We start from the raw sequence: 24,133 nt of genomic DNA, 5'->3' as shown, positions 1-24,133 counted from the left end.
TCAGGTATTGCCTGTGGTCTGTCATTGAAGGCTGAATACCTTTGATGGCAGAGCGGACAGGGTTGATCTAATAATGTGTATAGGGTCGGGCATATTGTTTAATATGCCCGATTTTTTTGGAGGGGGCTTATTCTTCCTGCATCAATTCTGCCAGCACACGATCAATAATCAGGTTCTGCCTGCGATTTTTTCGGGTGACGGCGGCAATGCTGACAGAGTAATGGATATGTTCGGGCGCGAAGGCAGTCATCATATTTTTTTCTACCCATGTCTTGGCGTAGTGATCAGGCAGAAAACCCACGTATTGCCCGGTCAGGACCAGAAAGGCAATTCCTTCCCGGTCTGAGGCGCGCGCGGCATCGGCCAGCGGCTGGTGCAAGGCAATGGCTTCTGGGCTCAGGCGATAGCCGGGTATGACCGCCGGTATGCCCTGCAGATCTTTTATGCTCAGTTTTTGCGCCTTTGCGAACAGCGGATGCGTATGGCTGCAGTACAACTGTGATTTTTCGTCGTAAAGGGTATGGTATTCCAGCCCGCTGAGCTTATTGATAAGCGGAAATGCACCCATATGCAGGTGACCGTCCAGCAGGCGCCGTTCAATGTCGCCAGGCGGACTCATACTGATATTGATCCGAACTTCCTGACTTTGCTGGCGCACCTTTGCCAGTGCATGCGTAATACGCATTCTGGGCTGGGTCACCAGATTGTTCATCAGGCCAATATTCAATTCACCTCGCAGGCTGTCATGTAGCTGATTCACTTCACGTCTGAAATCCTCGATGGAGGCCATCATGGACTCGCTGGCGCGCAATACCTCGCGGCCCTCGTCTGTCAGGGCGAATCCTGCGCGACCCCGCTGGCACAGCCGCATCCCGAGCCGTTGCTCCAGATCGCTCATATGCAAACTGATCGCCGACCGGGTGATGCCCAGTGTGCTTTCTGCCGCGGTGAAACTGCCGCATTCGGCAACGGTACGAAAGACCCGAATCAGTCGCAGGTCAAAATCCGAGATAGGGGCCAGCGGTTTGTTCATTACGTGAGTATTTATGAATGTATATAACATTAAAATTGTATTTTATATATCTAATTTAAAGTGGACAATAGGCGAGATAACCACTTTTATGTGAGAGAGAACCATGACCGATCTAAGCGCCGTGCCAACCCCTGTTCGGGATACTTTGAATTTGCAGGCCCACTGGATGCCGTTCAGTGCGAATCGTGCCTTCCATAAGGATCCGCGCCTGATCGTGGGGGCTGAGGGTAATTATCTGGTCGATGACAAGGGCAGAAAGGTTTTCGATAGCCTCTCGGGCCTGTGGTGTTGTGGTGCCGGACACAATCGGGTGGAAATCCAGAAGGCGGTCAGCCAGCAACTGGGTACCCTGGATTATTCACCGGCATTCCAGTTCGGCCATCCACTGGCTTTTCAGCTGGCGGAAAAAATCGCTGATCTCATGCCCGAGAATCTGAATCATGTGTTTTTCACCAACTCGGGTTCTGAAGCGGCAGATACCGCCCTGAAATTGGCGCGCGCCTACTGGCGTCTGAAAGGTCAGCCTTCCAAAACCAAACTGATTGGTCGCGCTCGCGGTTATCATGGCGTGAACATGGGCGGCACCAGCGTGGGCGGCATCGGTGGCAACCGCAAGGTGTTCGGGCAATTGATGGATGCAGACCATTTGCCGCATACCCTGCAGGCAGATCAGGCCTTTACTCAGGGTCAAAGCGAGACGGGGGGCGTGCAACTGGCCAATGAACTGCTCAAGTTGATTGAACTGCACGACGCATCCAATATCGCAGCTGTGATTGTGGAGCCGATGGCCGGTTCTGCAGGGGTGATCGTGCCACCTAAAGGCTACCTGCAGCGCCTGCGGGAAATCTGCGATCAGCACGGTATTTTGCTGATCTTTGATGAAGTTATTACCGCTTTCGGCCGCATGGGCAAAAAGACCGGGGCGGAATATTTTGGCGTTACCCCCGATATCATGAACATTGCCAAACAGGTGACCAATGGTGCCGTCCCTTTAGGTGCGGTCGTGAGTTCAAGTGAAATTTACAATACCTTCATGTCGCAGAATGCCCCTGAACACGCGGTTGAGTTCACCCACGGCTATACCTATTCTGCACACCCGGTCGCATGCGCGGCAGGGATCGCGGCGCTGGATCTGCTGGGCAAAGATAATCTGATTGAAAAGTCTGCGCAGCTGGCGCCTGCTTTTGAGAAGAGCCTGCACGGGCTGAAGGGCGCCAATCACATTATTGATATTCGCAATTGTGGTCTGGCGGGTGCGCTGCAACTGGCTCCACGCGACGGTGATCCGGCCATTCGTCCTTATGAAGCGGGACTCAGGTTGTGGGAAAAAGGTTTCTATGTGCGGTTTGGCGGGGATACACTGCAGTTCGGTCCTACATTTACCACGACTGCGCAGGAACTGGATCGTTTGTTTGATGTCGTTGGTGAGGTGCTGCAAGGCGTTGCCTGATTGGCGTTACGCTTCTTGAATGGACAGGGGCGGTGCAGATGTGTTCTGCCCCGCCCCTGATGTTTGCGTGATAGGTGAAGCAGGGGCGAGCGACTGTTAAATAATGTCTGAACGGGAAAGCATGTGGTTCATCCGATTCGGCTTCTGAAAGCGGGAGCACTGCACAACGTCTGTTCGCTGGCGGTACGGTAAGTTGTAGAATGGCGGCTCTGCTTAAGAGCAGGTGTCAGGCAAGCTGCTAAAGCGCGTCATGTCAACGTTGCCGCTAAAACGTGAACGCGAACGCGGCAGGCACGTGATGTTGTTGGTACTTTGCCCGACCAGACTCATTAACTGCGTTCGCCCGATTTATCAACAGGCACATGCATCCCTGCTTTTACGCGATCCATCACGACCAGCGTTTTGAAAGCCTTTACATTATTGTTGCCATGAAAGAGACGACGGGTCAGTTCGACGTATTGATCCATGTCCTGCACCAGGAATATAAGCACGAAGTCGCAGTCCCCGGTCACATAGTAGCATTGTTGGATTTGGCGGCAGGCCCTGAAACCTTCCCGCATTTCGTCGAGAAGATCGGCACGTTCGCTTTCTGCCTTGACCTCGGCCACGATGGTCAGTCCGTAACCAAGGGACTTCGGGTTGATATTGGCTGTGTAGCGCTCGATGACGCCATCTTTAGCCAGTTGCTTAAGTCTGCGGTTTACCGCTGCAGTGGACAGGTTGGCCCGCTCTCCCAGCTCGCTCTGGGACAAACGTGCGTCGTCCTGAATCGCGGCAAGCAGGACGTGATCATAACTGTCGATTTTATTAGTCATCTCAAATACGGCCTACATTTTGAATATAAAACGATAAAAAATTCCACTTAAGTGGCAAATTTTAATAAAAACTACGGGGTTATGGGAAGTATTATTTCATATCTCTAAACAGTTATTTATTTTCAGGATACTGCATGTCTATCTCAGCACTCGCTCCTTCCGGCTCAGCCGAGCAAGATCACTCGCGGCTGTTTGCCAATCCGCGCGCGACACGTGAGCCCTATCCGGCGCCACTTCGTTCGATCATGAATATCGAGCGTGCTCAGGAATGTCGCCGCTGGCTGAGTGCCTGGCCTGGCATCGCACGCCAGGCCACGCCTCTTTATGACTTGCCCGGAATAGCTCAGCAGCTGGGTATTGCCCGGTTCAGCGTCAAGGACGAATCGGTGCGCTCTTCGCTGGGCAGCTTCAAGGCCCTTGGGGCGCCCATTGCGTTGGTGCGACAGATCGTGCGCTTGCACCCGGCGTTCGATCCGGCACTCATTCTTATGGGGCGTTACGCTCAACAGTTGCAGGACTATACCGTCATCAGCGCGACTGACGGAAACCACGGTCGGGGGCTGGCTGCCGCTGCCCGCGATGCGGGCTGTCGTTGCGTCATCGTGCTGCACGCCAATGTGAGTGTGGAGCGTGAGCAGGCGATCGCGGTTTATGGTGCTCAGATCGTGAGAATCAAAGGTAACTATGACGATTCGGTGGAAGAGGCCTCACGCCTGGCAACGGTCAATGGCTGGCAAGTGGTATCTGATACGTCCTATGACGGATACGAGGACATTCCTCGGGATGTGATGCAGGGCTATGGCACCATTGCGGAGGAAATCGTCGAGCAGACCGGTGCTCAGCCGGGGTTGGCAGGCGCATTCACGCATGTTTTTTTGCAGGGCGGTGTGGGCGGCATGGCGGCAGGGCTGGTTAGCTACTTCTGGGAATTCCAGGGCGCGCAGCGTCCGACGTTCATTGTGGTAGAGCCGGTTCAGGCCGATTGTCTGCTCCAAAGCGCGATCCAGGGGAGGCCGGCCCGAGCCACTGGCTCGGTCGATTCTGTGATGGCAGGGCTGGCTTGCGGTGAAACGTCGATGCTCGCCTGGAAGTTTCTGGAACCCGGCGTCGACTACTTCATGACCATCGACGATCAGCAGGCCATTGAGGCGATGCGCTTGCTCGCCAATGGGAGCAATATCGACATCCCTATCGTGGCGGGCGAATCCGGCACGGCTGGTCTGGCTGCTATGAGCGTATTGCGCACAGATCCGGCGTTGGCACAGCAAGTGGGTATCGATGCGCATTCTCGCGTGCTGATGATCAATACTGAAGGCGCAACGGCACCGTCTGTCTATGAAGCGCTTGTCGGGCAGTCGGCCTTGACGATCGCTGCCCGACAGGCATCCTGGCATGCTTCCTGATTCTCGACACTCACGTTTCTAAGCAATCGTCTTGACGGGTTTCTCCTCGTGCCGAGGAACCTGTCAGGCGTTGGAGTGAGTCGAAAAATACCTGTTCATAATTATAGTCGTCACCCGATGCAGGTGACGGTAGGGCTGTGCGCCTCAAAAATGGATTTATTAACCCTATCAATGGAGACAAACCATGCTGCTTTTGTTGTTCACCAACAAGCCGACCAAGGCGTTCGCACGTCGGAATCATCTCAGGCAAGTGCCTGAACATCTGTCATTTTTCAACAATGGTGGGGCGCGGGGATGACTGCTAACGTAATAACCAACAGTACGGCATCAACCTCAAATATACGTTGGAGCAGGCATGACAGCTTGTGGGTGCTGGGCATTTACGGCACTGCAGTGAGCGGTGGAACCCTGTTTCTGCCAGTGAGCCTGGGGCTTTCAGGTCTGTGGCCCATGATCATTTTGTCATTGCTGGCTTTTCCTATCACCTTTATCCCGTACCTTGGGCTGGGGCGGTATGTGTTGGCCGGCTCTACAGAAGGCGGGAAAGACGGGAATATTCTGGATACGACAATCGAACATTTGGGTTCTACATGGGGAAAAATCCTCATAGCGCTCTATTTCGCCACGGTCTTTCCGTCGATGACCGTCTACACCATCACGCTGACCAACACCATTATTGATTTTGTGCGGACACAACTGGGACTGGCTGAACCGTCCCGCTGGGTGGTTGCTCCGATTGCTGTTTTTGTGTTGATGATGCTGGTCAGGTATGGGACCAACACCATTGTCAAAATCATGGGGGTAATCGTTTTTCCATTCATTATCTCGATTGTGATTTTCGGACTCCTGGCCATCCCGCACTGGAATCCGTCCATGTTGGCGACAGCGGTCAATTTCGGGGGAGCAGGGCAATTAATGGTCGACGTTTGGAAGGGCATACCCATGTTGGTATTTGCCTTCAGCTTTACGTCGATAACCTCCAGTTTTGTCGTCGCTCAAAAACGCCATTATGGACATCAAGCCAGTCGTAAAGTGACGCAAATCATGGCCGTTGCGGTTTTTCTGATCATTGCAACAGTCCTTTTCTTTTCCTGGAGCAGTATTCTTGCATTGTCTCCTGAGGAATTGGCTGAGGCAAAATCGAGCAACCTGACGATTGTGTCTTTCCTGGCGCGAAAATTTGATACGCCCGCTATGGCGATTGCTTCACAAGCCATTGTGTTCGCTGCGGTCATTAAGTCCTTTCTTGCACATTATCTCGCGACGGCAGAGAGTGCGAAGAGTTTTGGGCGATTTGTTCTTGGTTTATCCGAACAGAAACTGAGTAGTCCAGGATTTTCCAGCGTTCTGGCGATGTTTATTTTTTGGTCACCACTGCGTTCGCCATCGCAAATTTTAATGCCATCAATCTGATTAAAGTTGCGCTTGTTCCGGTGAGTGTTTTTGTCGTGTATTTTCTTCCTCTGTACGCATTCCGGAAAGTGCCGGTTCTGCGGCAATATAAAGGCCGTTTCATGAATGTGCTGATTGCTGTGGTCGGTGTGGTGTGTCTTATCAGCGGCTTTATCGCCATTGTCGAGAAGTTTGGGTTCTAATTTTAAAAAAGGAATGTTACGTGCGTCACTTTGAACTTCCGGGCCGCCCGATATCGGTCGGCGCCAAAGGAATGGTTGCTACCTCAAATCCTGCAGCCGCTCAGGCTGGTCTTGATATATTGCGCTCAGGGGGGAACGCCGTGGATGCAGCTGTCGCCGTTGCAGCGATGCTTGCCGTGGTCGAGCCTACCCAAACGGGCATTGGTGGCGACTGCTTTGTGTTGCTCAAGAAGCGGGGGCAGCCGCCTGTCGCGCTCAGCGGAGCGGGGTGGGCGCCGCAAGCGACCAGTGCGGCGCAGCTGCGCGAATCGGGCCTGGCGAACATCCCGGCGGATAATGTCCATGCAGTAACGGTACCCGGCGCCGTGCGTGCCTGGGAACAGCTGCTCGGCGACCATGGTACGCGACCGCTCAATGAGTTATTTCATCCAGCTATCGTTGCCGCGGAGGATGGTTATCTCGTTACGGAGCGCCTTGCACGTGATTGGGCGCGCAGCGCCAATAAGGTATGCGCAACGCCGCAAGCGAAAGCGATCTTTATGCCTGACGAGCGCAGTCCCGTGGTGGGCGATAGGCGTTTTAATCCGAAGCTGGGTCGTGCTTTGCGTTCCATAGCAAGAGATGGTGCCGATGTCTTCTACGAAGGCTGGATCGCTGAAGATATTGTGACTTCATTACAGCGACACGGCGGTGTCATGCAGCTTGAGGATCTGGCCGACTATCATCCCGAATATGTTCAGCCTATTTCAACGGACTATCGCGGCTATCGCCTTTGGGAATGTCCGCCAAGCGGGCAGGGTATTGTTGCGCTGCAAATTGCCGCGATGCTAAATCGCTTCGATCTCTCTGCCTACGGTGCCTTGAGTACGGAGCGCTTTCATTTGCAGGCGGAAGTGTCCAGAATCGCCTATGCCGAAAGGGACGCCTTTTTGTGCGACCCGAAACATTCGACTGTTGATGTGGAGTACTGGCTGTCGGCACGGCATATAGACCAACTGGTCGCGCGCATCAGTTTGGAAAGACGAATCGAAGACGTGCAGTGTGTGATCACGCCGGAACACAAAGACACCGTTTTTATCTCGGTGGCCGATGCTGATGGAACCGTGGTGGCGTTCATCAACTCTCTATTTGATGATTTCGGCAGTGGACTGGTCGCATGCGATTCTGGTGTGCTTTTGCATAATCGGGGCTGCGGTTTTACTTTGGAAGCGGGGCATCCCAATGAAATTGCAGGACGCAAACGCCCCATGCACACCATCATTCCCGCATTGCTGACTAAGGGGGCAGAGGCAGTCATGTCCTTCGGCGTTACGGGTGGTCATTTCCAGCCGGCGGGACAACTGCAGGTGCTTTCGAATATTGTCGACTATGGCTTGTCTATCCAGCAGGCGATTGAGCATCCGCGCATGCTGGCGCGCGGTGATTCGTTTGAGCTGGAGAGCACGGTGCCTGAATCCATCTGGGCCGGGCTGCGACAGAAAGGGCATGCTCCGGTTGCTACAGAAAATCCGCTGGGTACCTGCCACGCAATATGGCTTGATCATGATCGGGGTGTTTTTATGGGCGGTTCCGATGGAAGGCGTGACGGAATGGCAATCGGTTTTTGAACGTCACTGGTGGTTTGAATCTTTCTGGAGTCTTTATGTCGGATATGTCCTTCGTACTTTTATTTGAGCTTGCCCTTCTTGGTATAGGGAGCGGATTTTTGGCTGGCTTGCTTGGCATCGGCGGAGGCATGGTCATGGTCCCGGTCCTGACCTTCCTACTGTCAGGACTGGGAACAGCACCTGAGTTGGCGGTGAAAATGGCGATTGCAACATCCATGTCTGCTATTCTCTTTACTTCCATGTCAAGTGTGATTGCGCATCACAAGCGTGGGGCTGTCCGTTGGAGCATTGTGATGCATCTCGCGCCGGGAATCGTAGTCGGTAGCTTAGTCAGCAGTCTGGGGGCCTTTGCCTTGCTAAAAGGAAGCTGGCTTGCTCTGTTTTTCTCCGTGTTTGTTATATTTTCAGCAACACAGATGTTTTCTGACAAAAAGACTGCATCAACGCGCGCGATGCCGGGTATGGTGGGCAAGTTCTCTGCGGGTAGCGCAATTGGCTTTCTGTCGGGGCTGGTGGGAGCAGGCGGTGGCTTTTTGAGTGTGCCCTTCATGACCTGGTGTAATGTAGCGATTCATAATGCAGTGGCAACCTCTGCGGCATTGGGGTTTCCTATAGCCCTTGCGAATGTGACGGGCTATTTGCTCAGTGGGCAGGGGATCGCCGAGCGCCCCGAAAGCGCGGTCGGCTATGTATGGTTGCCTGGCCTGGTCGTGGTTGCCGCTTTCAGTGTTTTGACTGCACCTTTCGGTGCCAGGGCCGCGCATGCCTTGCCGGTCAAAAAACTGAAACGCATTTTTGCGTGCATTCTGTTTTTGGTGGCGGCCTACATGTTTTATACGGGTTATCGCGGCCTACAGGCATAAGGGAGCGCATCGCCGATATAAAAGAAAGGTGGCGCCGGTGGGTAAGGGCCTTATGTATAAGCAGGGTTGCGGAGCGCGCCACACCCTGCTACTGAAGTCAATTTGCCATACTGGATATAAATCGGCGATGGCATATCTACTTTACGATATTCACTTATTCTCTTCGTTCATTTTGCCCACGATGTCTTTTTCTTCCGCGAACGTCTTCACCGCAAACTCGCTATACTGCTTGTGATTCATATAGTAGGTCTGAATGCCATAAGCGCCGATGGCTTTCAAAAATACCGGGTCCTGAACAGCGGCATGAACGGCGTCATCCAGTTTTTCCACGATCTCAGGCGGCAGGCCTTTGGGCCCTGCGAGCCCGAGTGGCGAGGGGATCACGACTGGATAGCCAGCTTCTGTAAATGTGGGTACGCCATCAAATGCTGCCAGCCTTTTCTCGGAAGCGACCGCCAGGACACGAACGGTCCCCGCTTCCATATAGGGCAGAATGCTGTTGGTGGTGATGGCAGCCTGGATATGACCTCCCAGCAGTGCCGTGATCGCTTCGGCATCACCCTTGTATGGAACATGCGTGAGTTTGGCGCCCGTGGCATTGCTCAGCTCGACCATCACCATCTGGTTGCCGGTAAAGCGCCCGGGTGTGCCTACACTGATCTGGTCGGGATGCTGCTTGGCATAATCCACAAATTCATTGACGGTTTTCAATTGTGATTTTGCATCCACCACCAGGGCAAAATCATAGGTTGAAAATGATGCGATATAAGTCAGATCCTTGATCGGGTCATAGCGGGTTTTCTGCAAGTAGGGTTGCCTGAAAATACCATGAGGCGCCAGTGTCAGCTTGTAGCCATCGGGTCGTGTGCGGACCATTTCCTGGGCGCCCATGGACCCTGCTGCGCCCGGTTTGTTTTCGATAACAATGGTCTGTTTCAAATATCGACCCATACTTTCACCCAGCGCGCGCCCAATCAGGTCGGTCGAGCCGCCTGCGGCATAGGGAACCACGATGCTAATGGGTTTGTCTGGATAATTACTGGCAGCATGGGCAAGGCAAGGTGCGATCGCCAGGAGCGCGATGTTTATAAGTTTTATTGGACTGAGCATGTTTTTCATTCGTTGCCTCTGGTTATTGGTGCAGGCAATGCTTGCCTGTCGATGCGGGTAAACGGCAATTATAAAGGCAATCATTTCAAACACATAATGGCGGTGAATGTGGTTCTGCGTGCCGGAATTTATGACGCAACGGGCTGTATGAACCTATCCATCGATAAAGTGCGTGAATGACGATGGTGATAGCTATTCGCTTCCCGATAACGGACGCAATAGGGAAGCGTAGCGGGGGAAAATTATCGCGGCTTGATTCCCATGGCGGCGATTTCCTCCCTCCAGCGCGTTGCCTCGGCTTTGTAATAATTGTCGAACGCTGCGGGCGTGCTGCCTACCGGGGTTGCACCTAATCCGGCCAGCTTTGCGCGCATGTCTGCGGATTTAAGGGATGCGGCTATGTCTGAACTGATGCGTTCAATAATGGCTTGAGGGGTGTTGCGCGGCGCAAAAACGCCGAACCAGGCGACCACATCCACTCCTTCAATTGTATGGGAAAGAGGAGGCACCTCGGGTGCCAAAGGCGTAGGCAATCGGGAACTGACCGCCAGCGGTTTTAGTCTGCCGTCTTTCATATATGGCAGCGCTTCGCTTGCAACGGCCAGGGTAATCTGTCCGCCGATGACATCCGTGATGGCGGGGAGGCTTCCCTTATATGGCACGTTAGTGAGCGCGATACCCAGCCGGTTTTTAAGGATTTCACAGGTCAGATACGGAGTGGTGCCAATGCCCGGGTTGCCGCAACTGATGCCAGTCGAGCTCGATTTGGCGTGCTGCACGGCCTCTTCAATGCTGTCAATCCCCGCGTTTGGCGACACAACGACGAAATTCGGGAAGCTGGCAATGTGTGATACCGGTAGCAGGTCGGCACCAAAATCCATGGGGACGTTCTTGTAGAAATATTCATACAGCACATTGGCCACGCTGCCAAGTAATAGGGTGTATCCATCAGGCTTAGCTCTTGCGGCATATTGCGCACCGATCATTCCGCCAGCGCCGGGCCTGTTTTCTACGATGACGGGTTTGCCAAGTCGCTTGCTCAGTGGCTGTGCAATGAGCCGAGCGAGGATGTCAGCGTTTCCGCCGGGTGTATAGGGGGTGACCAGTGTGATAGGCTTGTCTGGCCATTCGGCCATGGCGGGAAGCGCGTTTCCCATGATCAGGGCAAATAAACCCGCCGCTGCTGCACGTTTTTGCAGATACATTGTTGACTCCTGTTTATTATAAAAATAATGTTGACCTGTCTTGCCGGGTGCGCCGGTTCCTGCACCGTTACATTGCACGTCAGGAATCTGCGGGCATCGCCGGTTCATTCATTTAAACGACTGATTGGCATCCGGAGATACGTCCGACCATTCGCAAAGCGTCGCTTCATATCTGGCGCAGATTGCGATATGGACGGCATCTGCGATCTGCTGATCACTCGCCCCCAGTTTCCTGGCTTTATTGCCGTGCATCTCAAGGCAATAGACGCACTGGGTGACGGTAGCGACTGCGATGGCGATTAATTCGTAATCGAGTTCTGCAAGAACATTGTTTTTTTGCCGGGCTGTGGTGAGTCGCGCCATGGCGTCAAAGGGTCTGGGGCTGGCTTTTCGTAGTTTTGTCATGTACTCCCGATCAAGCGCGATCTGTGAGCGAGCGCCCGTTTCCGGCGGAGCGGATCCACTATCTTCCATGAGTTTGAATACCAGCCGACCGTAAGCAATGGCCGCGCCGCTGCGCAAGTGACAGGCTGCGTTAACGGCGCCGGCAATGTCCACTTCAGAGGCGCGCGTCCTGGCAAGCGCCAATGCATGTCTGGCCAGCGCAGGGCTGGGAATCGCGGTGGCCGCCGCCAGGCGCACCAGCGCATAAAGACGGGGCGATAAGGCGTCTTCGGCAGATTCCCTGACGACTTCGGCGTAGTCTTTAAAAACAGTGAATAGCTCAGGTGCATGGTCGACCAGATTTGAAGGAAAGGACGTACAGAGCGCAGTAAGTTCAATGGTGTTGGTAGTCATGTTCAGCTTTGTTTAGATTGCTTTCAGTATTGCGACGGCAATGATGGAGCGCTGCCTTTGGTGGAATGTAGCAATAGGAACGGTCTCAGGCGGCGGGCGCTTCAGGTTCGTTGCTGTAGCCGGAAATAAAGGTCTTTGTCCTCCCGGTGAGTGCATCATAAACGTGTCGCGAAATTCGGCCGATATTGCCGCCATAGACGTGAATGCTGATAGAGACACGATCGTCAAAAACGTTGGATACGCGATGGATGTCGCCCAGACGCGGCGATACCATGTCGATGTCGCCCGGTGAGAGCGTGTCTGTATTCACCAATTGCATGGGCTCGTCAGGCTTGGGGACCGCAAACAGTTCTGAGCGTTCTGAGCCGCGCATCATGCCGATTAATGCCCAAACGGTATGGTTATGAATGGGTGTTTTTTGACCTGGTCCCCAGACAAAACTGACGACACTATAGCGGTCCAGAGGATCGGCGTGCAGCAGATACTGTTGATAGTATTGAGGATGGGGCTGTGCAAATTGCTCAGGGAGCCAGACGTCATTGGCCACCAGGTCCCCTAAGAGCGATCGCCCGGACTCAAGGATCTGCGCTTCATTGTTCGAAGATTGCTCGATAAGTTGCGTGAAGGATTCGATGAATTGCTGAAAACGGGGGGATGCGACGGTTGTCGTCATAATATGCTCCTTTGGTGTCGTTTTTTTTTGATTGGTCAGCGCTTGCTGTTTTGTGCTGCTTTAAGATAGCCATCGCGCGTCTGCGGCAGTTTCATGTCCAGTATTTTGGAAGCCACTTGCGTGCGCAGGATTTGCGCGGTTCCTCCTGCGATGGTAAACATCCGGGCATCCCGGACATGCCGTTCCATTGGGTTGTGTCGACCATATCCAGACGATCCGAAGAACTGTAGTGCATCGTTAGTCACCTTATTGGCGGTTTCCGCCGCGAAGATCTTCGCTTGTGCTGCCTTGTTTATATCGGGGAATGTCTCGCCGCTGACGGCGGCCGATCGCAGCATCAGGCGTGCCGCTTCCAGCTGGACTGACATGTCTGCGACCATCCATTGCAGCCCTTGAAATTCCGCCAGGGGGCGGCCAAACTGCTCTCGGCGCTTAAGATAGGCTACGCCCTCTTCGAAGGCGCATTGTGCAATACCCAGTGCCACTGCACCCGCACCAACGCGTTGCGCGTTGTATGCGCTCATCAGCGCTGCAAAGCCGCGCTTGAGTCCATCGGGGAAAGTGATCATCATAGATTTGTGAATCTTCAGATCATGAAACTCGAGATGGGTTTCGGGGATGCCGCGCACGCCCATGGCATATAGCCTGCGACCTACCTTGAGTCCCTCAGGGCCATGGTCGTCCAGCACGGTGATGAACGCGCCAATACCCTGTTCGACGCCATCATCGAATACGCGTGCAAAAATCAGGTGCAGCTTTGACACGCCACCACCGGTGATCCAGTATTTCTCTCCGTTGAGAATATAGTGATCGCCATTTTTATCAGCGCGTGTCGTCATTTCGCTGGCTGCGCTGCCGGCATTGGGCTCTGATATACAGATCGCCGGCTTATCACCTGCAAGAACAAGGTCAGCCGCAAGTTTGATTTGTTCCTCGGAGCCATATTTTGTAATGGCTCCGATTGCGCCCAGATTTGAGTCCACTGTTATTCGTCCCATAGTGGCGCAAGCTTTAGCCATTTCTTCAATGACGATGACGGTGTCCAGCGTGGACAAGCCGCGACCACCAACAGACGTGGGCAGCATCATGCCCATGAAGCCGGCGTCACGCAGTTGCGCGACATTATCCCAGGGATATTGTTCGGTCAGGTCCGTTTGAACAGCCGTGGAGGCGAAAACAGATTGCGCCAGCTCTCGTGCTTGCGTCTGAAGTGTGCGTTGTTCGGGGGTCAGTTCATACATAGCGTTCTCCTAGGTTGTTTTACAAGTTTTAAGCCAGTCAGCCAGAACCTCGGCTTCGTGTTCATTGAGCCTCGGTGGTGGACGGTTGTAGGTCGGCGGTGTTGCAGACATCTTTAGCGGGTTCGCCAGCAGACTGATTTGTCCTCCCGCCGCCCATTCGCAAGGCATAGTCAATTGCGCGCCACGTGCGATTACTTGCGGATCTGCAAATACCTCTTCAAGGCTATTGACCGGCCCGCAAGGCACATTGGCTGCCTCAAGTGTCTGTAACCAATGCGAGCGAGTGCGTTTCCGTAGCGCGTTGTCGACAAGCCGGCACAGTTCTATGCGATGTCGTACGCGCATGATATTGGTTGCGTAACGCTCGTCTGATGCCAGGCTCGCTTCGCCAGCCACTTGGCAAAAGCGACGAAACTGGGCATCGTTGCCGACAGCCAGGATCATTGGTGCATCGGCAGTGGAGAACACCTGATAAGGCACGATGTTTGGGTGCCCGTTGCCCAGCCTTTCGGGTCGCTTTCTGTCGGTTAAATAGTTTGTGCCGCCATTGACCAGCCAGGCTATTTGCGTGTCCAGCAAAGCAATATCGATGTGTTGTCCCTGGCCGGTTTGTTCCCGGTGTCTGAGCGCAGCCAGAATGCCCACCGCCGCGTACATCCCGGTCATGACATCTGCAATTCCAACGCCGACTTTCATGGGTGTGCCTTGAGGTTCGCCGGTCAGGCTCATAATGCCGCCCATGCCCTGAATGAGAAAATCATAACCCGGTCTTGCGGCATAGGGACCTGTTTGTCCGAACCCCGTTACCGAGCAATAGATAAGATCAGGATAGCGGTCTTTAATCTGATCGTACGCCAAGCCGTATTTGGAAAGACCGCCGACCTTGTAGTTCTCAATAAGGACGTCTGTATGCGCCATGAGTTGATGCACCCGTTTCTGGCCGGATGCGGATGTGATGTCAATCGCGATAGAGCGCTTGTTGCGGTTCGCGCAGAGGTAGTATGCGCTTTCGTCGGTTTTCTCCCCGCTTCGGTCGGCGACGTAGGGTGGACCCCATTTGCGGGTGTCGTCTCCCTCAAGGGGTTTTTCCACTTTGACAACATCGGCGCCCAGGTCGCCGAGCAGTTGCGCCGCAGTGGGACCTGCCAGAATACGCGACAAGTCCAGCACTTTTATCCCGGCCAGCGCTGTTAACTGATCTGCGCTCATGCCACAGGTCCACCGTGCAGATTGTTTTTCCGACAGGCATTCGCGTTCATCAGGCGCCTGATCGTGTTGTGATAATCAATAGCTTTCATGACTGTCCTTTTTACAACGATATAAATTGATATCGTTGAGTTTAAGATTCAGATTGATCACTCTCAATTGAAATAAAATTCAATTGAACGATCATGCTTGATGCGCCCGGAAAGCCGCTATTGCGCACTCCATCTGCTTGCTATCGTGCGCCCTTGTCTCTAGAATGGATCGCTCATCTTGAAAAACTGAAAGAAATAGTAATGAGCAGACCACCTGGCACCGCGACACCGACGCTTCGGCAATTAGAGCTTTTTTTAGCGCTTGTCTCTTCAAATGGCGTAGCGGGGCGGGGGCCAAGCTTGGTATGTCGCCATCCGCCACGAGTCACGCCTTGCGCTCGCTGGAGCTGGCGCTGGGGACCGAATTGCTTGATCGCCACTCCGCTGGTATTACATTGACTTACACCGGACAACAGATCCTTCCGCATGTGCGAGATGTATTTGCCGCCTTGCAGCTTGTACAGGCGACTGCATTGTCCGGCGCGCAGTTAAAGACAGGCTTGCTGAATCTGGGCTCGTTCGGTGCAAGTGCGACGATCAGAGTGCTGCCTGTGCTGCTGGATCGCTTTAAGGTTCGTTACCCGGGTGTGGAAATGATGGTTACCGAAAAGCCCGACGAGCAAACCGCGCGTGACCTGATCGAACGGCGCCTGGAACTGGCAGCGGTCACACTGCCCAAACCCGATTTTGATTCGGTAACGCTCGCTGTTGATGAGCTGGTCGCGGTGCTGCCGTCCGGTCATCCGCTGGCAGAACGGGAAACGGTTGCGCTGGCTGAGATGACGGCGGATCCTTTTATTTTGACCCGGGCAGGCTCACAGGCCCTGGTGAGCAAGCTATTTGCGAAACATGGACTCAGGCCACGCGTCAATTATGAGCTGCTCCAATTAATGTCGATACTGGAATTGGTTGCAAGTGGAAAAGGTGTGTCCATTCTGGCAAAACTCGCCTTACCCGATGAATATAACGGGGTTGTTTTTCGTCCGATTTCACCCGGTGCTTCAAGGCACATCGGCTTAGCGTGTCTGGATGAGAGTCGTTTGTCTCCGGTCGCCCAGGCTTTCTGGCACGAGGCGCAACGCTACCGCGCCGGACAGACATCTGCCGCTCGTAAACGCTCGTAAAGGTGCAGCGCGTTTTGAATGACCGGGTATCTCTCCTGATCGGCCGTCCTGGCGCGCTAGTTATTCATGGGGTACGGAGATACGCTGCTGACGTTTTCATTCACATCCAGTTCGCGGCCAATATAGGGGAATGCGCGTTGGGCGCATTGAGGCCGCTCGCATACCCGGCAGCCCATGCCGATGGGTGTGGGGATATCCGGATTGCCGAAATCCAGTCCTTTTGCATAAACAAGCCGATGGGCATGAGCGACATCGCAGCCTAGCGCTACCGCGAAATCCTTTGTCGGCTGTCCGAATCCGCCAGTCTGATGACATACCGTACGGGCAATCCACAGGTAAACGCGGCCATCCGGCATGCGCGCCAGTTGCCGGAGGATTCGGCCGGGACTGGAAAAGGCTTCGTAGACGTTCCATAAAGGACAGGCGCCACCGACACGAGAGAAATGAAAGTGGGCCGCAGACTGCCGCTTTGAGATGTTGCCCGCGCGATCGACCCGAATGAAGAAAAACGGTACGCCTGTTGCCTCCGGGCGCTGCATGGTGCTCAGGCGGTGGCAGATCGTTTCGAAACTGACGCCAAAGCGGTGTCCTAACAGGTCAATGTCATATTGCAATTGTTCGGCAGCGGTCAGGAACTGCCTGTAGGGCAGGATCAGCGCAGCCGCAAAATAATTGGCCAGACCCAGACGTACCAATTTGCGTACTGCCTGACTGGAAAAGCGCGGCACGTCCACCATACGCGCCAGCATGTTGTCCAGTTCAAGAAAGGCCAGTTGTGTTCCCATTTGAAAGGCCCGCTGTCCGGGCGTGATGTGGGGTGGCAGGCTCAGCCGACGCAGCGCGGGGTCGTACTTGCGCTGCAGGCCCTTTTCTGCGGCCAGGATATCTACCACGACGTTGTGCTGCTCACGTAAACGCTGCTCCAGCCGTTCAGCCAGGCCGGGCGGGGTCATGTCCGCAAGCCCCCAGTCGGTGTGGCACTGCTCTGCGTGCGCATCAAGCTGTGCAAAATGATTGTGATGCGTGAAGAAAAAATCGCGCGCTTCCTCGTAGGGTTGTGTCTGTAGCTGTAGCGCGTCGGCGGGGTCAGTGGAATCTGTATAGGTCATTTTTTCTGCCATGGCTTCCAGCCGGTCTGCCGCCTCACGGTGGCGGCGATGCAGATCAATCAGGACCCGACCCACAGCGGGCATATTCGTTGCGATCTCGCGTAATTCCGCATGTGATATTCGCGCCGCTTCGTGTCCGCCAATCGCCGATGCCGGCAGGGTGGCTGCCACTTCATGCAGCGCGGCCACCATGCGGGTTTGTTCGTCGTCTGAAAACGTGTTGACGTCCATATTGAACACTTCGCTCAAGCGCAACAGAACCGGCATGGTCAAGGGGCGCTGGTTCTGTTCGATCTGATTCAGATAGCTGGCTGACAGGCCCAGCATGCGCGCCAGCCCGATCTGCGTTAATTTGCGCTCCTCGCGCAAGCGACGTAACCGTACACCCATAAATATTTTTCGCATGGTGGCCATTTCATTGAATGCTGGAAAACTAAAGGCGGAAAAATCACAAAATTTGCAAAATTCGCAAAACGATAAGATGAAGTTTACCAATATTCGCCTTCTTATTGATGCAATTGCTGGTGATTTTGCGTAAACTGCGAATCCTGACTGTTGCGTATTATTTGCATTGTAGTGAAGAGGAGCAATACCATGACACAAGCACCCGACACAAAGGGCTTTAAACCAAAGAAATCAGTGGCGTTATCTGGCGTGGTTGCCGGCAATACCGCGCTGTGTACCGTGGGTCGCAGCGGTAACGATCTGCATTATCGCGGTTACGATATTCTGGATCTGGCCCAGGCCTGTGAATTCGAAGAGGTGGCTCACCTGCTCATTCACGGCAAACTGCCCAATAAGGCCGAACTGGCCTCCTATAAACTGAAGCTGCGCCGCCTGCGCGGGCTGCCGGTTCAGTTGCAGGATGCGCTACAGGCCTTGCCGGCTTCCAGTCATCCCATGGATGTGATGCGCACTGCCGTATCGGTGCTGGGTTGCGTGCTGCCTGAAAAAGACGATCATAATCTGCCCGATGCACGCGATATTGCAGACCGCCTGATGGCCAGTCTGGGGTCGGCCCTGCTGTATTGGTATCACTATAGTCATAATGGCAAGTGTATTGATGTTGAAACCAGCGATGACAGTATCGGCGGGCATTTTCTGCATCTGCTGCATGGTGAGACCCCTTCCGAGGAATGGGTACAGGCCATGCACACCTCGCTGAATCTGTACGCGGAGCATGAGTTCAATGCCTCCACATTTACCTGCCGCGTGATTGCCGGAACAGGTTCGGATATGTATTCGGCCATCACGGGTGGAATTGGCGCGCTGCGCGGCCCCAAGCACGGTGGCGCCAACGAAGTGGCTTTTGAAGTACAAAAGCGCTATGAAACCCCCGACGATGCCGAAGCCGATATCCGCCGTCGCGTGGAAAATAAAGAGGTCGTCATTGGCTTTGGCCATCCTGTGTACACGATTTCCGATCCGCGCAACAAGGTCATCAAGGAAGTGGCGCGCAAGCTGTCGGCAACGCAGCAGAACATGAAAATGTTCGACATTGCTGAGCGCCTGGAAAGCGTCATGTGGGACATCAAGAAAATGTTCCCGAATCTGGATTGGTTCTCGGCCGTGTCCTATCACATGATGGGCGTGCCTACCGCCATGTTCACGCCGCTGTTTGTGATTGCGCGTACCGCAGGCTGGGCAGCGCACATTATCGAACAACGTATCGACAATAAGATTATTCGTCCGACGGCCAACTATAATGGTCCGGAAGACCAAACATTTGTTCCGCTGGAGCAACGCTGATTCCTATGAATACTGAAAACCGCAAGCCACTGCCCGGCACCGGGCTGGATTATTTCGACGCACGTGCTGCAGTGGATGCCATTGCGCCCAATGCCTACGATGCCTTGCCGTATACCTCGCGCGTCTTTGCAGAAAACCTGGTGCGCCGCTGCGATCCGGCGACGCTGACAGACTCGCTCAAACAGCTGATTGAGCGCAAGCGTGATCTGGATTTCCCATGGTTTCCTGCGCGCGTGGTGTGTCACGATATCCTGGGTCAGACTGCGCTGGTCGATTTGGCCGGATTGCGCGAGGCGATTGCCAAACAAGGGGGCGATCCTGCGCAGATCAACCCGGTGGTACCCACGCAGTTGATCGTGGACCATTCGCTGGCCGTTGAATATGCCGGTTTTGACAAAGACGCCTTTGCCAAGAATCGCGCCGTTGAAGATCGCCGCAATGATGACCGTTTTCATTTTATCAACTGGACCAAGAAGGCGTTCAAGAATGTCGATGTGATTCCGCCGGGCAACGGCATCATGCACCAGATCAATCTGGAGCGGATGTCGCCGGTGATTCAAAATCGTGATGGGATTGCTTTTCCGGATACGCTGGTGGGCACCGACAGCCATACGCCACACGTCGATGCGCTAGGCGTCATTGCCATTGGCGTCGGCGGGCTGGAGGCCGAAAGCGTGATGCTGGGTCGTGCATCCTGGATGCGTTTGCCGGATATTATCGGTGTCGAACTCACCGGGCAATTGCAGCCAGGCATAACGGCTACCGATCTGGTGCTGGCCCTGACTGAGTTTTTGCGAGACCAGAAAGTGGTCTCGTCATATCTGGAATTCTATGGCGAAGGCGCGTCGCGCCTGACGCTGGGCGATCGTGCCACGATTTCAAATATGACGCCCGAATATGGCGCTACCGCAGCGATGTTCTACATTGACCAGCAAACGATCGATTATCTGAAGCTGACCGGGCGTGATGATGAACAGGTCAGGTTGGTGGAGACCTATGCCAAACAGGCGGGCCTGTGGGCCGACAGCCTGAAAACCGCGCAATACGAGCGCGTGCTCACTTTTGATTTGTCATCGGTAGTGCGCAATCTGGCCGGCCCGTCCAATCCCCATCGTCGCGTACCTACTTCGGAGCTTGCCAGCCGCGGTATTTCAGGTGTGGTTGAAAACGAACCCGGGCTGATGCCCGATGGGGCGGTCATTATTGCCGCCATCACCAGTTGCACCAACACGAGCAACCCGCGCAACGTGATTGCGGCCGGGCTGCTGGCGCGCAACGCCAATGCGCGCGGCCTGATTCGCAAGCCATGGGTCAAATCATCGCTGGCACCGGGATCCAAGGCGGTCCAGTTATATCTGGAAGAGGCCAATTTATTGCCTGAGCTGGAGAAGCTCGGTTTTGGTATTGTGGCCTTTGCCTGTACCACCTGTAATGGCATGAGCGGCGCGCTGGATCCAGTGATACAGCAGGAAATTATCGATCGCGATTTGTATGCGACTGCGGTTCTGTCTGGCAATCGTAATTTCGACGGACGTATCCACCCCTATGCCAAGCAGGCATTCCTGGCTTCGCCACCCCTGGTCGTGGCGTATGCCATAGCCGGCACCATCCGCTTTGACATTGAGAAAGACGTGCTGGGCACCGACCAGAATGGTCAGCCGGTGACGCTTAAGGATATCTGGCCAAGCGACGAGGAAATTGACGCCATCGTCGCCAGCAGCGTCAAGCCCGACCACTTTCGCAGCGTGTACGAACCCATGTTTGCGATCAGCGTTGGTGATGGCGAATCGGTCAGTCCTTTGTACGAATGGCGCCCGCAAAGCACGTACATCCGTTGTCCGCCATACTGGGAAGGCGCGCTGGCAGGCGAGCGTACGCTTAAGGGCATGCGCCCGCTGGCGGTGCTGGGTGACAACATTACCACAGACCATTTGTCGCCATCTAACGCCATCCTGCCCAACAGCGCTGCCGGGGAATATCTGGCCAAGATGGGGCTGCCGCAAGAGGACTTTAACTCTTACGCGACGCATCGCGGCGATCATCTGACTGCGCAGCGGGCCACGTTCGCCAACCCCAAGCTGCTCAATGAAATGGTGCAGGAAAACGGCGCGATCAAACAAGGATCCCTGGCACGTATTGAGCCGGAAGGTAAAGTGGTGCGCATGTGGGAAGCCATCGAAACCTATATGGAACGCAAGCAGCCGCTGATTATCGTGGCGGGGGCAGACTACGGCCAGGGTTCTTCGCGCGACTGGGCCGCCAAGGGTGTGCGTCTTGCGGGTGTGGAAGCCATTGTGGCGGAAGGCTTCGAGCGCATTCACCGGACCAATCTGGTGGGTATGGGCGTATTGCCGCTGCAATTCAAGCCGGGCGTTAATCGCCAGACGCTGAACATTGATGGCACGGAAACCTACGATGTGCTCGGCAAGCCCGAACCGCGTTCAACACTGACACTTGTGATTCATCGTAAAAATGGCGAACGCCTGGAAGTGCCGGTCACTTGCCGCCTGGATACTGCCGAAGAAGTCTCTATTTATGACGCAGGCGGCGTTCTGCAACGCTTCGCGCAGGATTTCATTGAATCGCCCGTCGCCAGCCAGGCACAATGACACCTATGGAAAACGCAATGACACATGCACCTCAGATTAAAATCGCCGCCACTTATATGCGTGGTGGTACCAGCAAAGGCGTCTTTTTTCGGCTGAGTGATCTGCCCGACGCCGCACAGACGCCTGGTGCCGCGCGCGACGCACTGCTGCTGCGCGTGATCGGCAGCCCGGATCCTTACGGCAAGCAAACCGACGGCATGGGCGGCGCGACCTCAAGCACCAGTAAGATTGTGATTCTGTCCAAAAGCGAGCGTGCCGGTCACGATGTCGATTATTTGTTTGGCCAGGTGTCTATCGATAAACCCTTCATCGACTGGAGCGGCAATTGCGGCAACCTTTCTGCGGCCGTAGGGCCGTTTGCCATCAGCAATGGATTGATCGATGCCGATCGTATCCCGTCCAACGGCGTTGCCACTGTAAATATCTGGCAGGCCAATATCGGCAAAACCATCGTGTCGCATGTACCCATCACCAATGGTGAAGTACAGGAGACGGGCGATTTTGAACTGGATGGCGTGACCTTCCCGGCAGCTGAAGTGCAGCTCGAATTCCTGGACCCGGCCGCAGACGAAGACGGCGCGGGCGGTGCCATGTTTCCAACCGGCAATGTGGTAGACGAGCTGGATGTGCCCGGGGTGGGTAAGTTGCAGGCAACCATGATCAACGCCGGTATTCCAACTGTGTTTGTGAATGCGCGTGACATTGGTTTTACCGGCACAGAGTTGCAGGACGCGATCAACAGCAACACCGATACGCTGGCTATGTTTGAAACCATTCGCGCATATGGCGCACTGCGCATGGGCCTTATCGCCAACCTTGAGGAAGCCGAAAGACGTCAGCACACGCCTAAAGTGGCTTTTGTGGGTGAGCCTGCGGATTACGCTGCCTCCAGCGGCAAGCAGGTGTCCGCCGACAATATTGATCTGGTTGTGCGGGCGCTCTCCATGGGTAAATTGCATCATGCGATGATGGGCACCGCAGCCGTGGCCATCGGTACGGCTGCGGCGATTCCTGGCACGCTGGTCAATCTCGCGGCGGGCGGTGGAGAACGTGAGTCTGTGACCTTCGGTCATCCCTCCGGCACGTTGCGGGTGGGTGCGCAGGCGGTTCAAGAGGCCGGCCAGTGGGCCGTGAAGAAGGCGCTGATGAGCCGTAGCGCTCGTGTCCTGATGGAAGGCTTTGTGCGCGTCCCGGGCGATGCGTTTTGAGAACGCCAGAAAATTGATTAATTTTTAATATTGTTAAAGAAGGATTTACTGCATGTCGACAAGAAAGCAACTCAGATCACTCGTCGAAGCGCGCCGTGGCATTATTGTTCCGGGCGCATTTAATGCCTTGTCTGCCAAAGTGATCGCCGATCTTGGCTTTCAGGCCATTTATGTAACGGGTGCGGGCGTGACCAATATGTGGTTTGGCATGCCGGATCAGGGGTTCATGGGTTTACACGAAATCGCCGATCACACAGCAAGGATCCGCGACGCCGTAGATGTACCGCTGATCGTTGATGCCGACACAGGCTTTGGCAACGCGCTGAACGTTCGTCATACCGTCAGGGTACTGGAGCGTGCCGGCGCAGACTGCATTCAGCTGGAAGATCAGGTCGCGCCCAAGCGTTGTGGTCATTTTTCCGGTAAGGAAGTGATCTCTACTGAAGAAGCGGTCAGCAAGATCAAGGCGGCGGTCGATGCGCGTCAGGATCCGGACTTTCTGATTATGGCGCGTACCGATGCGGCGGCCACTCATGGTTTTGAAGCCGCCATCGAGCGCGCCCAGAAGTTCGCCGAAGCCGGCGCCGACATTCTGTTTGTGGAAGCCGTCACCGAAGCCGAGCAAGTGCGTGCGCTTCCCCAGCGACTGGCCAAGCCGCAACTGATGAACATGGTGATTGGTGGCCGCACGCCTATTTTCAATGCTGATCAACTGGCCGAACTGGGTTTCGGCATCGTGTTGTATGCCAACGCAGCCCTGCAGGGCGCGGTTGCCGGCATGCAGAAAACCCTGACGGTGCTGCGCGATGAGAAGGAAGTGCAGGAGTCCAGCGGGCTGGTGGCGTCTTTTTCCGAGCGGCAGCGTCTGGTGAGCAAGCCTGAATGGGATGAGCTGGAAAAACGCTACTCCTGAATCAGCCCCGGCTCGATGTCCTGAGCGGCCGTTGTTCTGAGCCGTCGTTGTTCTGAGTCGTTTTACGTTCTTCAGAGCCGCTTTAAAGAGCCGCCCTTACTATATCGGCCACCGTTCCGGTGGCTGGTTTTGGGGCATTCCTTCCTCATCGCTCATTTATAAGCGCGCTCTTATAAGCACGCTTGTGGCTCCTTATTGTGTAGCAGCCATCCTGGTCATCGGCATGGCTGCTGAGGCCGGCAGTCACAAGCGCAATTCAAGTCAAAAAAAAATTTTTCCTGCGGTGTAACCAAATCCGTGTTGCGGTCGAACTAACTAATGTGTCCGCTA

The 24,133-nt window shown here is 54.7% G+C and carries 19 protein-coding genes; 10 read left to right on the top strand and 9 right to left on the bottom strand.

Annotated features, from left to right (window positions below):
• Positions 1-127: 127 nt before the first annotated feature.
• Positions 128-1,033 (bottom strand): LysR family transcriptional regulator, encoded by a 906-nt coding sequence (locus MIM_RS16540; RefSeq protein ID WP_025373874.1) that lies wholly within the window; start codon positions 1,031-1,033, stop codon positions 128-130.
• A gap of 103 nt (positions 1,034-1,136) precedes the next feature.
• Here MIM_RS16540 and MIM_RS16535 point away from each other — a divergent pair, with 103 nt between their 5' ends.
• Positions 1,137-2,483, top strand: coding sequence for an aspartate aminotransferase family protein (locus MIM_RS16535; RefSeq protein WP_025373873.1), 1,347 nt, complete (start codon positions 1,137-1,139; stop codon positions 2,481-2,483).
• A gap of 329 nt (positions 2,484-2,812) precedes the next feature.
• Here the strand turns inward: MIM_RS16535 and MIM_RS16530 are convergent, their stop codons facing one another.
• Positions 2,813-3,298 carry an Lrp/AsnC family transcriptional regulator gene (locus MIM_RS16530; protein WP_025373872.1) on the bottom strand — a complete coding sequence of 162 codons (486 nt, stop codon included), beginning with the start codon at positions 3,296-3,298 and terminating at the stop codon, positions 2,813-2,815.
• Between the two features lie 134 nt (positions 3,299-3,432).
• On the opposite strand from MIM_RS16530, the gene MIM_RS16525 reads away from it, so the two are divergent.
• The 4 genes from MIM_RS16525 to MIM_RS16510 all read left to right on the top strand — a co-directional run bounded on the left by MIM_RS16525 (position 3,433) and on the right by MIM_RS16510 (position 8,766).
• On the top strand, positions 3,433-4,701 hold the full coding sequence (locus MIM_RS16525; RefSeq protein ID WP_042070455.1) for a diaminopropionate ammonia-lyase: 1,269 nt from the start codon (positions 3,433-3,435) through the stop codon (positions 4,699-4,701).
• 369 nt (positions 4,702-5,070) lie between these two features.
• On the top strand, positions 5,071-6,114 hold the full coding sequence (locus tag MIM_RS16520) for an aromatic amino acid transport family protein (protein WP_407638169.1): 1,044 nt from the start codon (positions 5,071-5,073) through the stop codon (positions 6,112-6,114).
• Positions 6,115-6,316: 202 nt separating this feature from the next.
• Positions 6,317-7,903, top strand: a complete 1,587-nt coding sequence (gene ggt, locus MIM_RS16515; RefSeq protein ID WP_025373870.1) for a gamma-glutamyltransferase — start codon at positions 6,317-6,319, stop codon at positions 7,901-7,903.
• Between the two features lie 35 nt (positions 7,904-7,938).
• Entirely contained in the window at positions 7,939-8,766 is an 828-nt protein-coding gene (locus MIM_RS16510; RefSeq protein WP_025373869.1) for a sulfite exporter TauE/SafE family protein, read from the top strand.
• Between the two features lie 150 nt (positions 8,767-8,916).
• On the opposite strand, the gene MIM_RS16505 is transcribed toward MIM_RS16510, so the two are convergent.
• The 6 genes from MIM_RS16505 to MIM_RS16480 form a co-directional block, all read right to left on the bottom strand.
• Complete coding sequence (locus tag MIM_RS16505; protein ID WP_025373868.1) at positions 8,917-9,885, bottom strand: tripartite tricarboxylate transporter substrate binding protein; 969 nt, start codon at positions 9,883-9,885, stop codon at positions 8,917-8,919.
• 233 nt (positions 9,886-10,118) lie between these two features.
• Positions 10,119-11,081, bottom strand: coding sequence for a Bug family tripartite tricarboxylate transporter substrate binding protein (locus tag MIM_RS16500; protein WP_025373867.1), 963 nt, complete (start codon positions 11,079-11,081; stop codon positions 10,119-10,121).
• 108 nt (positions 11,082-11,189) lie between these two features.
• A complete protein-coding gene (locus MIM_RS22235) occupies positions 11,190-11,879 on the bottom strand; it encodes a carboxymuconolactone decarboxylase family protein (protein WP_025373866.1) in 690 nt (229 codons plus the stop codon).
• An 85-nt stretch (positions 11,880-11,964) separates the two neighbouring features.
• A complete protein-coding gene (locus MIM_RS16490; protein WP_025373865.1) occupies positions 11,965-12,552 on the bottom strand; it encodes a cysteine dioxygenase family protein in 588 nt (195 codons plus the stop codon).
• Between the two features lie 35 nt (positions 12,553-12,587).
• The gene (gene acdA, locus MIM_RS16485; RefSeq protein WP_025373864.1) at positions 12,588-13,793 is read right to left on the bottom strand and encodes a 3-sulfinopropanoyl-CoA desulfinase; all 1,206 of its coding nucleotides are present in this window, start codon (positions 13,791-13,793) and stop codon (positions 12,588-12,590) included.
• Positions 13,794-13,802: 9 nt separating this feature from the next.
• Complete coding sequence (locus MIM_RS16480; RefSeq protein WP_025373863.1) at positions 13,803-15,002, bottom strand: CaiB/BaiF CoA transferase family protein; 1,200 nt, start codon at positions 15,000-15,002, stop codon at positions 13,803-13,805.
• Positions 15,003-15,396: 394 nt separating this feature from the next.
• On the opposite strand from MIM_RS16480, the gene MIM_RS16475 reads away from it, so the two are divergent.
• On the top strand, positions 15,397-16,215 hold the full coding sequence (locus tag MIM_RS16475; RefSeq protein WP_042070452.1) for a LysR family transcriptional regulator: 819 nt from the start codon (positions 15,397-15,399) through the stop codon (positions 16,213-16,215).
• Between the two features lie 56 nt (positions 16,216-16,271).
• Here MIM_RS16475 and MIM_RS16470 read toward each other — a convergent pair whose 3' ends face one another.
• A complete protein-coding gene (locus MIM_RS16470) occupies positions 16,272-17,729 on the bottom strand; it encodes a short-chain fatty acyl-CoA regulator family protein (protein ID WP_025373862.1) in 1,458 nt (485 codons plus the stop codon).
• Positions 17,730-17,918: 189 nt separating this feature from the next.
• Here MIM_RS16470 and prpC point away from each other — a divergent pair, with 189 nt between their 5' ends.
• Genes prpC through MIM_RS16450 form a run of 4 tightly spaced genes read left to right on the top strand, consistent with a single transcriptional unit; the run spans position 17,919 to position 23,803 of the window.
• Positions 17,919-19,073: a bifunctional 2-methylcitrate synthase/citrate synthase gene (prpC, locus tag MIM_RS16465; RefSeq protein ID WP_025373861.1), complete on the top strand. Its 1,155-nt coding sequence runs from the start codon at positions 17,919-17,921 to the stop codon at positions 19,071-19,073.
• Between the two features lie 5 nt (positions 19,074-19,078).
• Entirely contained in the window at positions 19,079-21,682 is a 2,604-nt protein-coding gene (gene acnD / locus MIM_RS16460) for a Fe/S-dependent 2-methylisocitrate dehydratase AcnD (protein WP_025373860.1), read from the top strand.
• Positions 21,683-21,699: 17 nt separating this feature from the next.
• Positions 21,700-22,890, top strand: a complete 1,191-nt coding sequence (prpF, locus tag MIM_RS16455; protein ID WP_025373859.1) for a 2-methylaconitate cis-trans isomerase PrpF — start codon at positions 21,700-21,702, stop codon at positions 22,888-22,890.
• Between the two features lie 52 nt (positions 22,891-22,942).
• Entirely contained in the window at positions 22,943-23,803 is an 861-nt protein-coding gene (locus MIM_RS16450) for an isocitrate lyase/PEP mutase family protein (protein ID WP_025373858.1), read from the top strand.
• Positions 23,804-24,133: the final 330 nt, after the last annotated feature.

It is taken from the genome of Advenella mimigardefordensis DPN7 (genome assembly GCF_000521505.1).
In the GTDB taxonomy this organism is placed as follows: domain Bacteria; phylum Pseudomonadota; class Gammaproteobacteria; order Burkholderiales; family Burkholderiaceae_B; genus Advenella; species Advenella mimigardefordensis.
This window is presented reverse-complemented; position numbering and strand designations above follow the sequence as displayed.

Excerpts from the sequence above, each read along its gene's own strand:
- MIM_RS16540 (WP_025373874.1), bottom strand. The coding sequence starts at position 1,033 with ATGAACAAACCGCTGGCCCCTATCTCGGATTTTGACCTGCGACTGATT.
- MIM_RS16535 (WP_025373873.1), top strand. The coding sequence starts at position 1,137 with ATGACCGATCTAAGCGCCGTGCCAACCCCTGTTCGGGATACTTTGAAT.
- MIM_RS16530 (WP_025373872.1), bottom strand. The coding sequence starts at position 3,298 with ATGACTAATAAAATCGACAGTTATGATCACGTCCTGCTTGCCGCGATT.
- MIM_RS16525 (WP_042070455.1), top strand. The coding sequence starts at position 3,433 with ATGTCTATCTCAGCACTCGCTCCTTCCGGCTCAGCCGAGCAAGATCAC.
- MIM_RS16510 (WP_025373869.1), top strand. The coding sequence starts at position 7,939 with ATGTCGGATATGTCCTTCGTACTTTTATTTGAGCTTGCCCTTCTTGGT.
- MIM_RS16505 (WP_025373868.1), bottom strand. The coding sequence starts at position 9,885 with ATGAAAAACATGCTCAGTCCAATAAAACTTATAAACATCGCGCTCCTG.
- MIM_RS16500 (WP_025373867.1), bottom strand. The coding sequence starts at position 11,081 with ATGTATCTGCAAAAACGTGCAGCAGCGGCGGGTTTATTTGCCCTGATC.
- MIM_RS22235 (WP_025373866.1), bottom strand. The coding sequence starts at position 11,879 with ATGACTACCAACACCATTGAACTTACTGCGCTCTGTACGTCCTTTCCT.
- MIM_RS16490 (WP_025373865.1), bottom strand. The coding sequence starts at position 12,552 with ATGACGACAACCGTCGCATCCCCCCGTTTTCAGCAATTCATCGAATCC.
- acdA (WP_025373864.1), bottom strand. The coding sequence starts at position 13,793 with ATGTATGAACTGACCCCCGAACAACGCACACTTCAGACGCAAGCACGA.
- MIM_RS16480 (WP_025373863.1), bottom strand. The coding sequence starts at position 15,002 with ATGAGCGCAGATCAGTTAACAGCGCTGGCCGGGATAAAAGTGCTGGAC.
- MIM_RS16475 (WP_042070452.1), top strand. The coding sequence starts at position 15,397 with ATGTCGCCATCCGCCACGAGTCACGCCTTGCGCTCGCTGGAGCTGGCG.
- MIM_RS16470 (WP_025373862.1), bottom strand. The coding sequence starts at position 17,729 with ATGCGAAAAATATTTATGGGTGTACGGTTACGTCGCTTGCGCGAGGAG.
- prpC (WP_025373861.1), top strand. The coding sequence starts at position 17,919 with ATGACACAAGCACCCGACACAAAGGGCTTTAAACCAAAGAAATCAGTG.
- acnD (WP_025373860.1), top strand. The coding sequence starts at position 19,079 with ATGAATACTGAAAACCGCAAGCCACTGCCCGGCACCGGGCTGGATTAT.
- prpF (WP_025373859.1), top strand. The coding sequence starts at position 21,700 with ATGACACATGCACCTCAGATTAAAATCGCCGCCACTTATATGCGTGGT.
- MIM_RS16450 (WP_025373858.1), top strand. The coding sequence starts at position 22,943 with ATGTCGACAAGAAAGCAACTCAGATCACTCGTCGAAGCGCGCCGTGGC.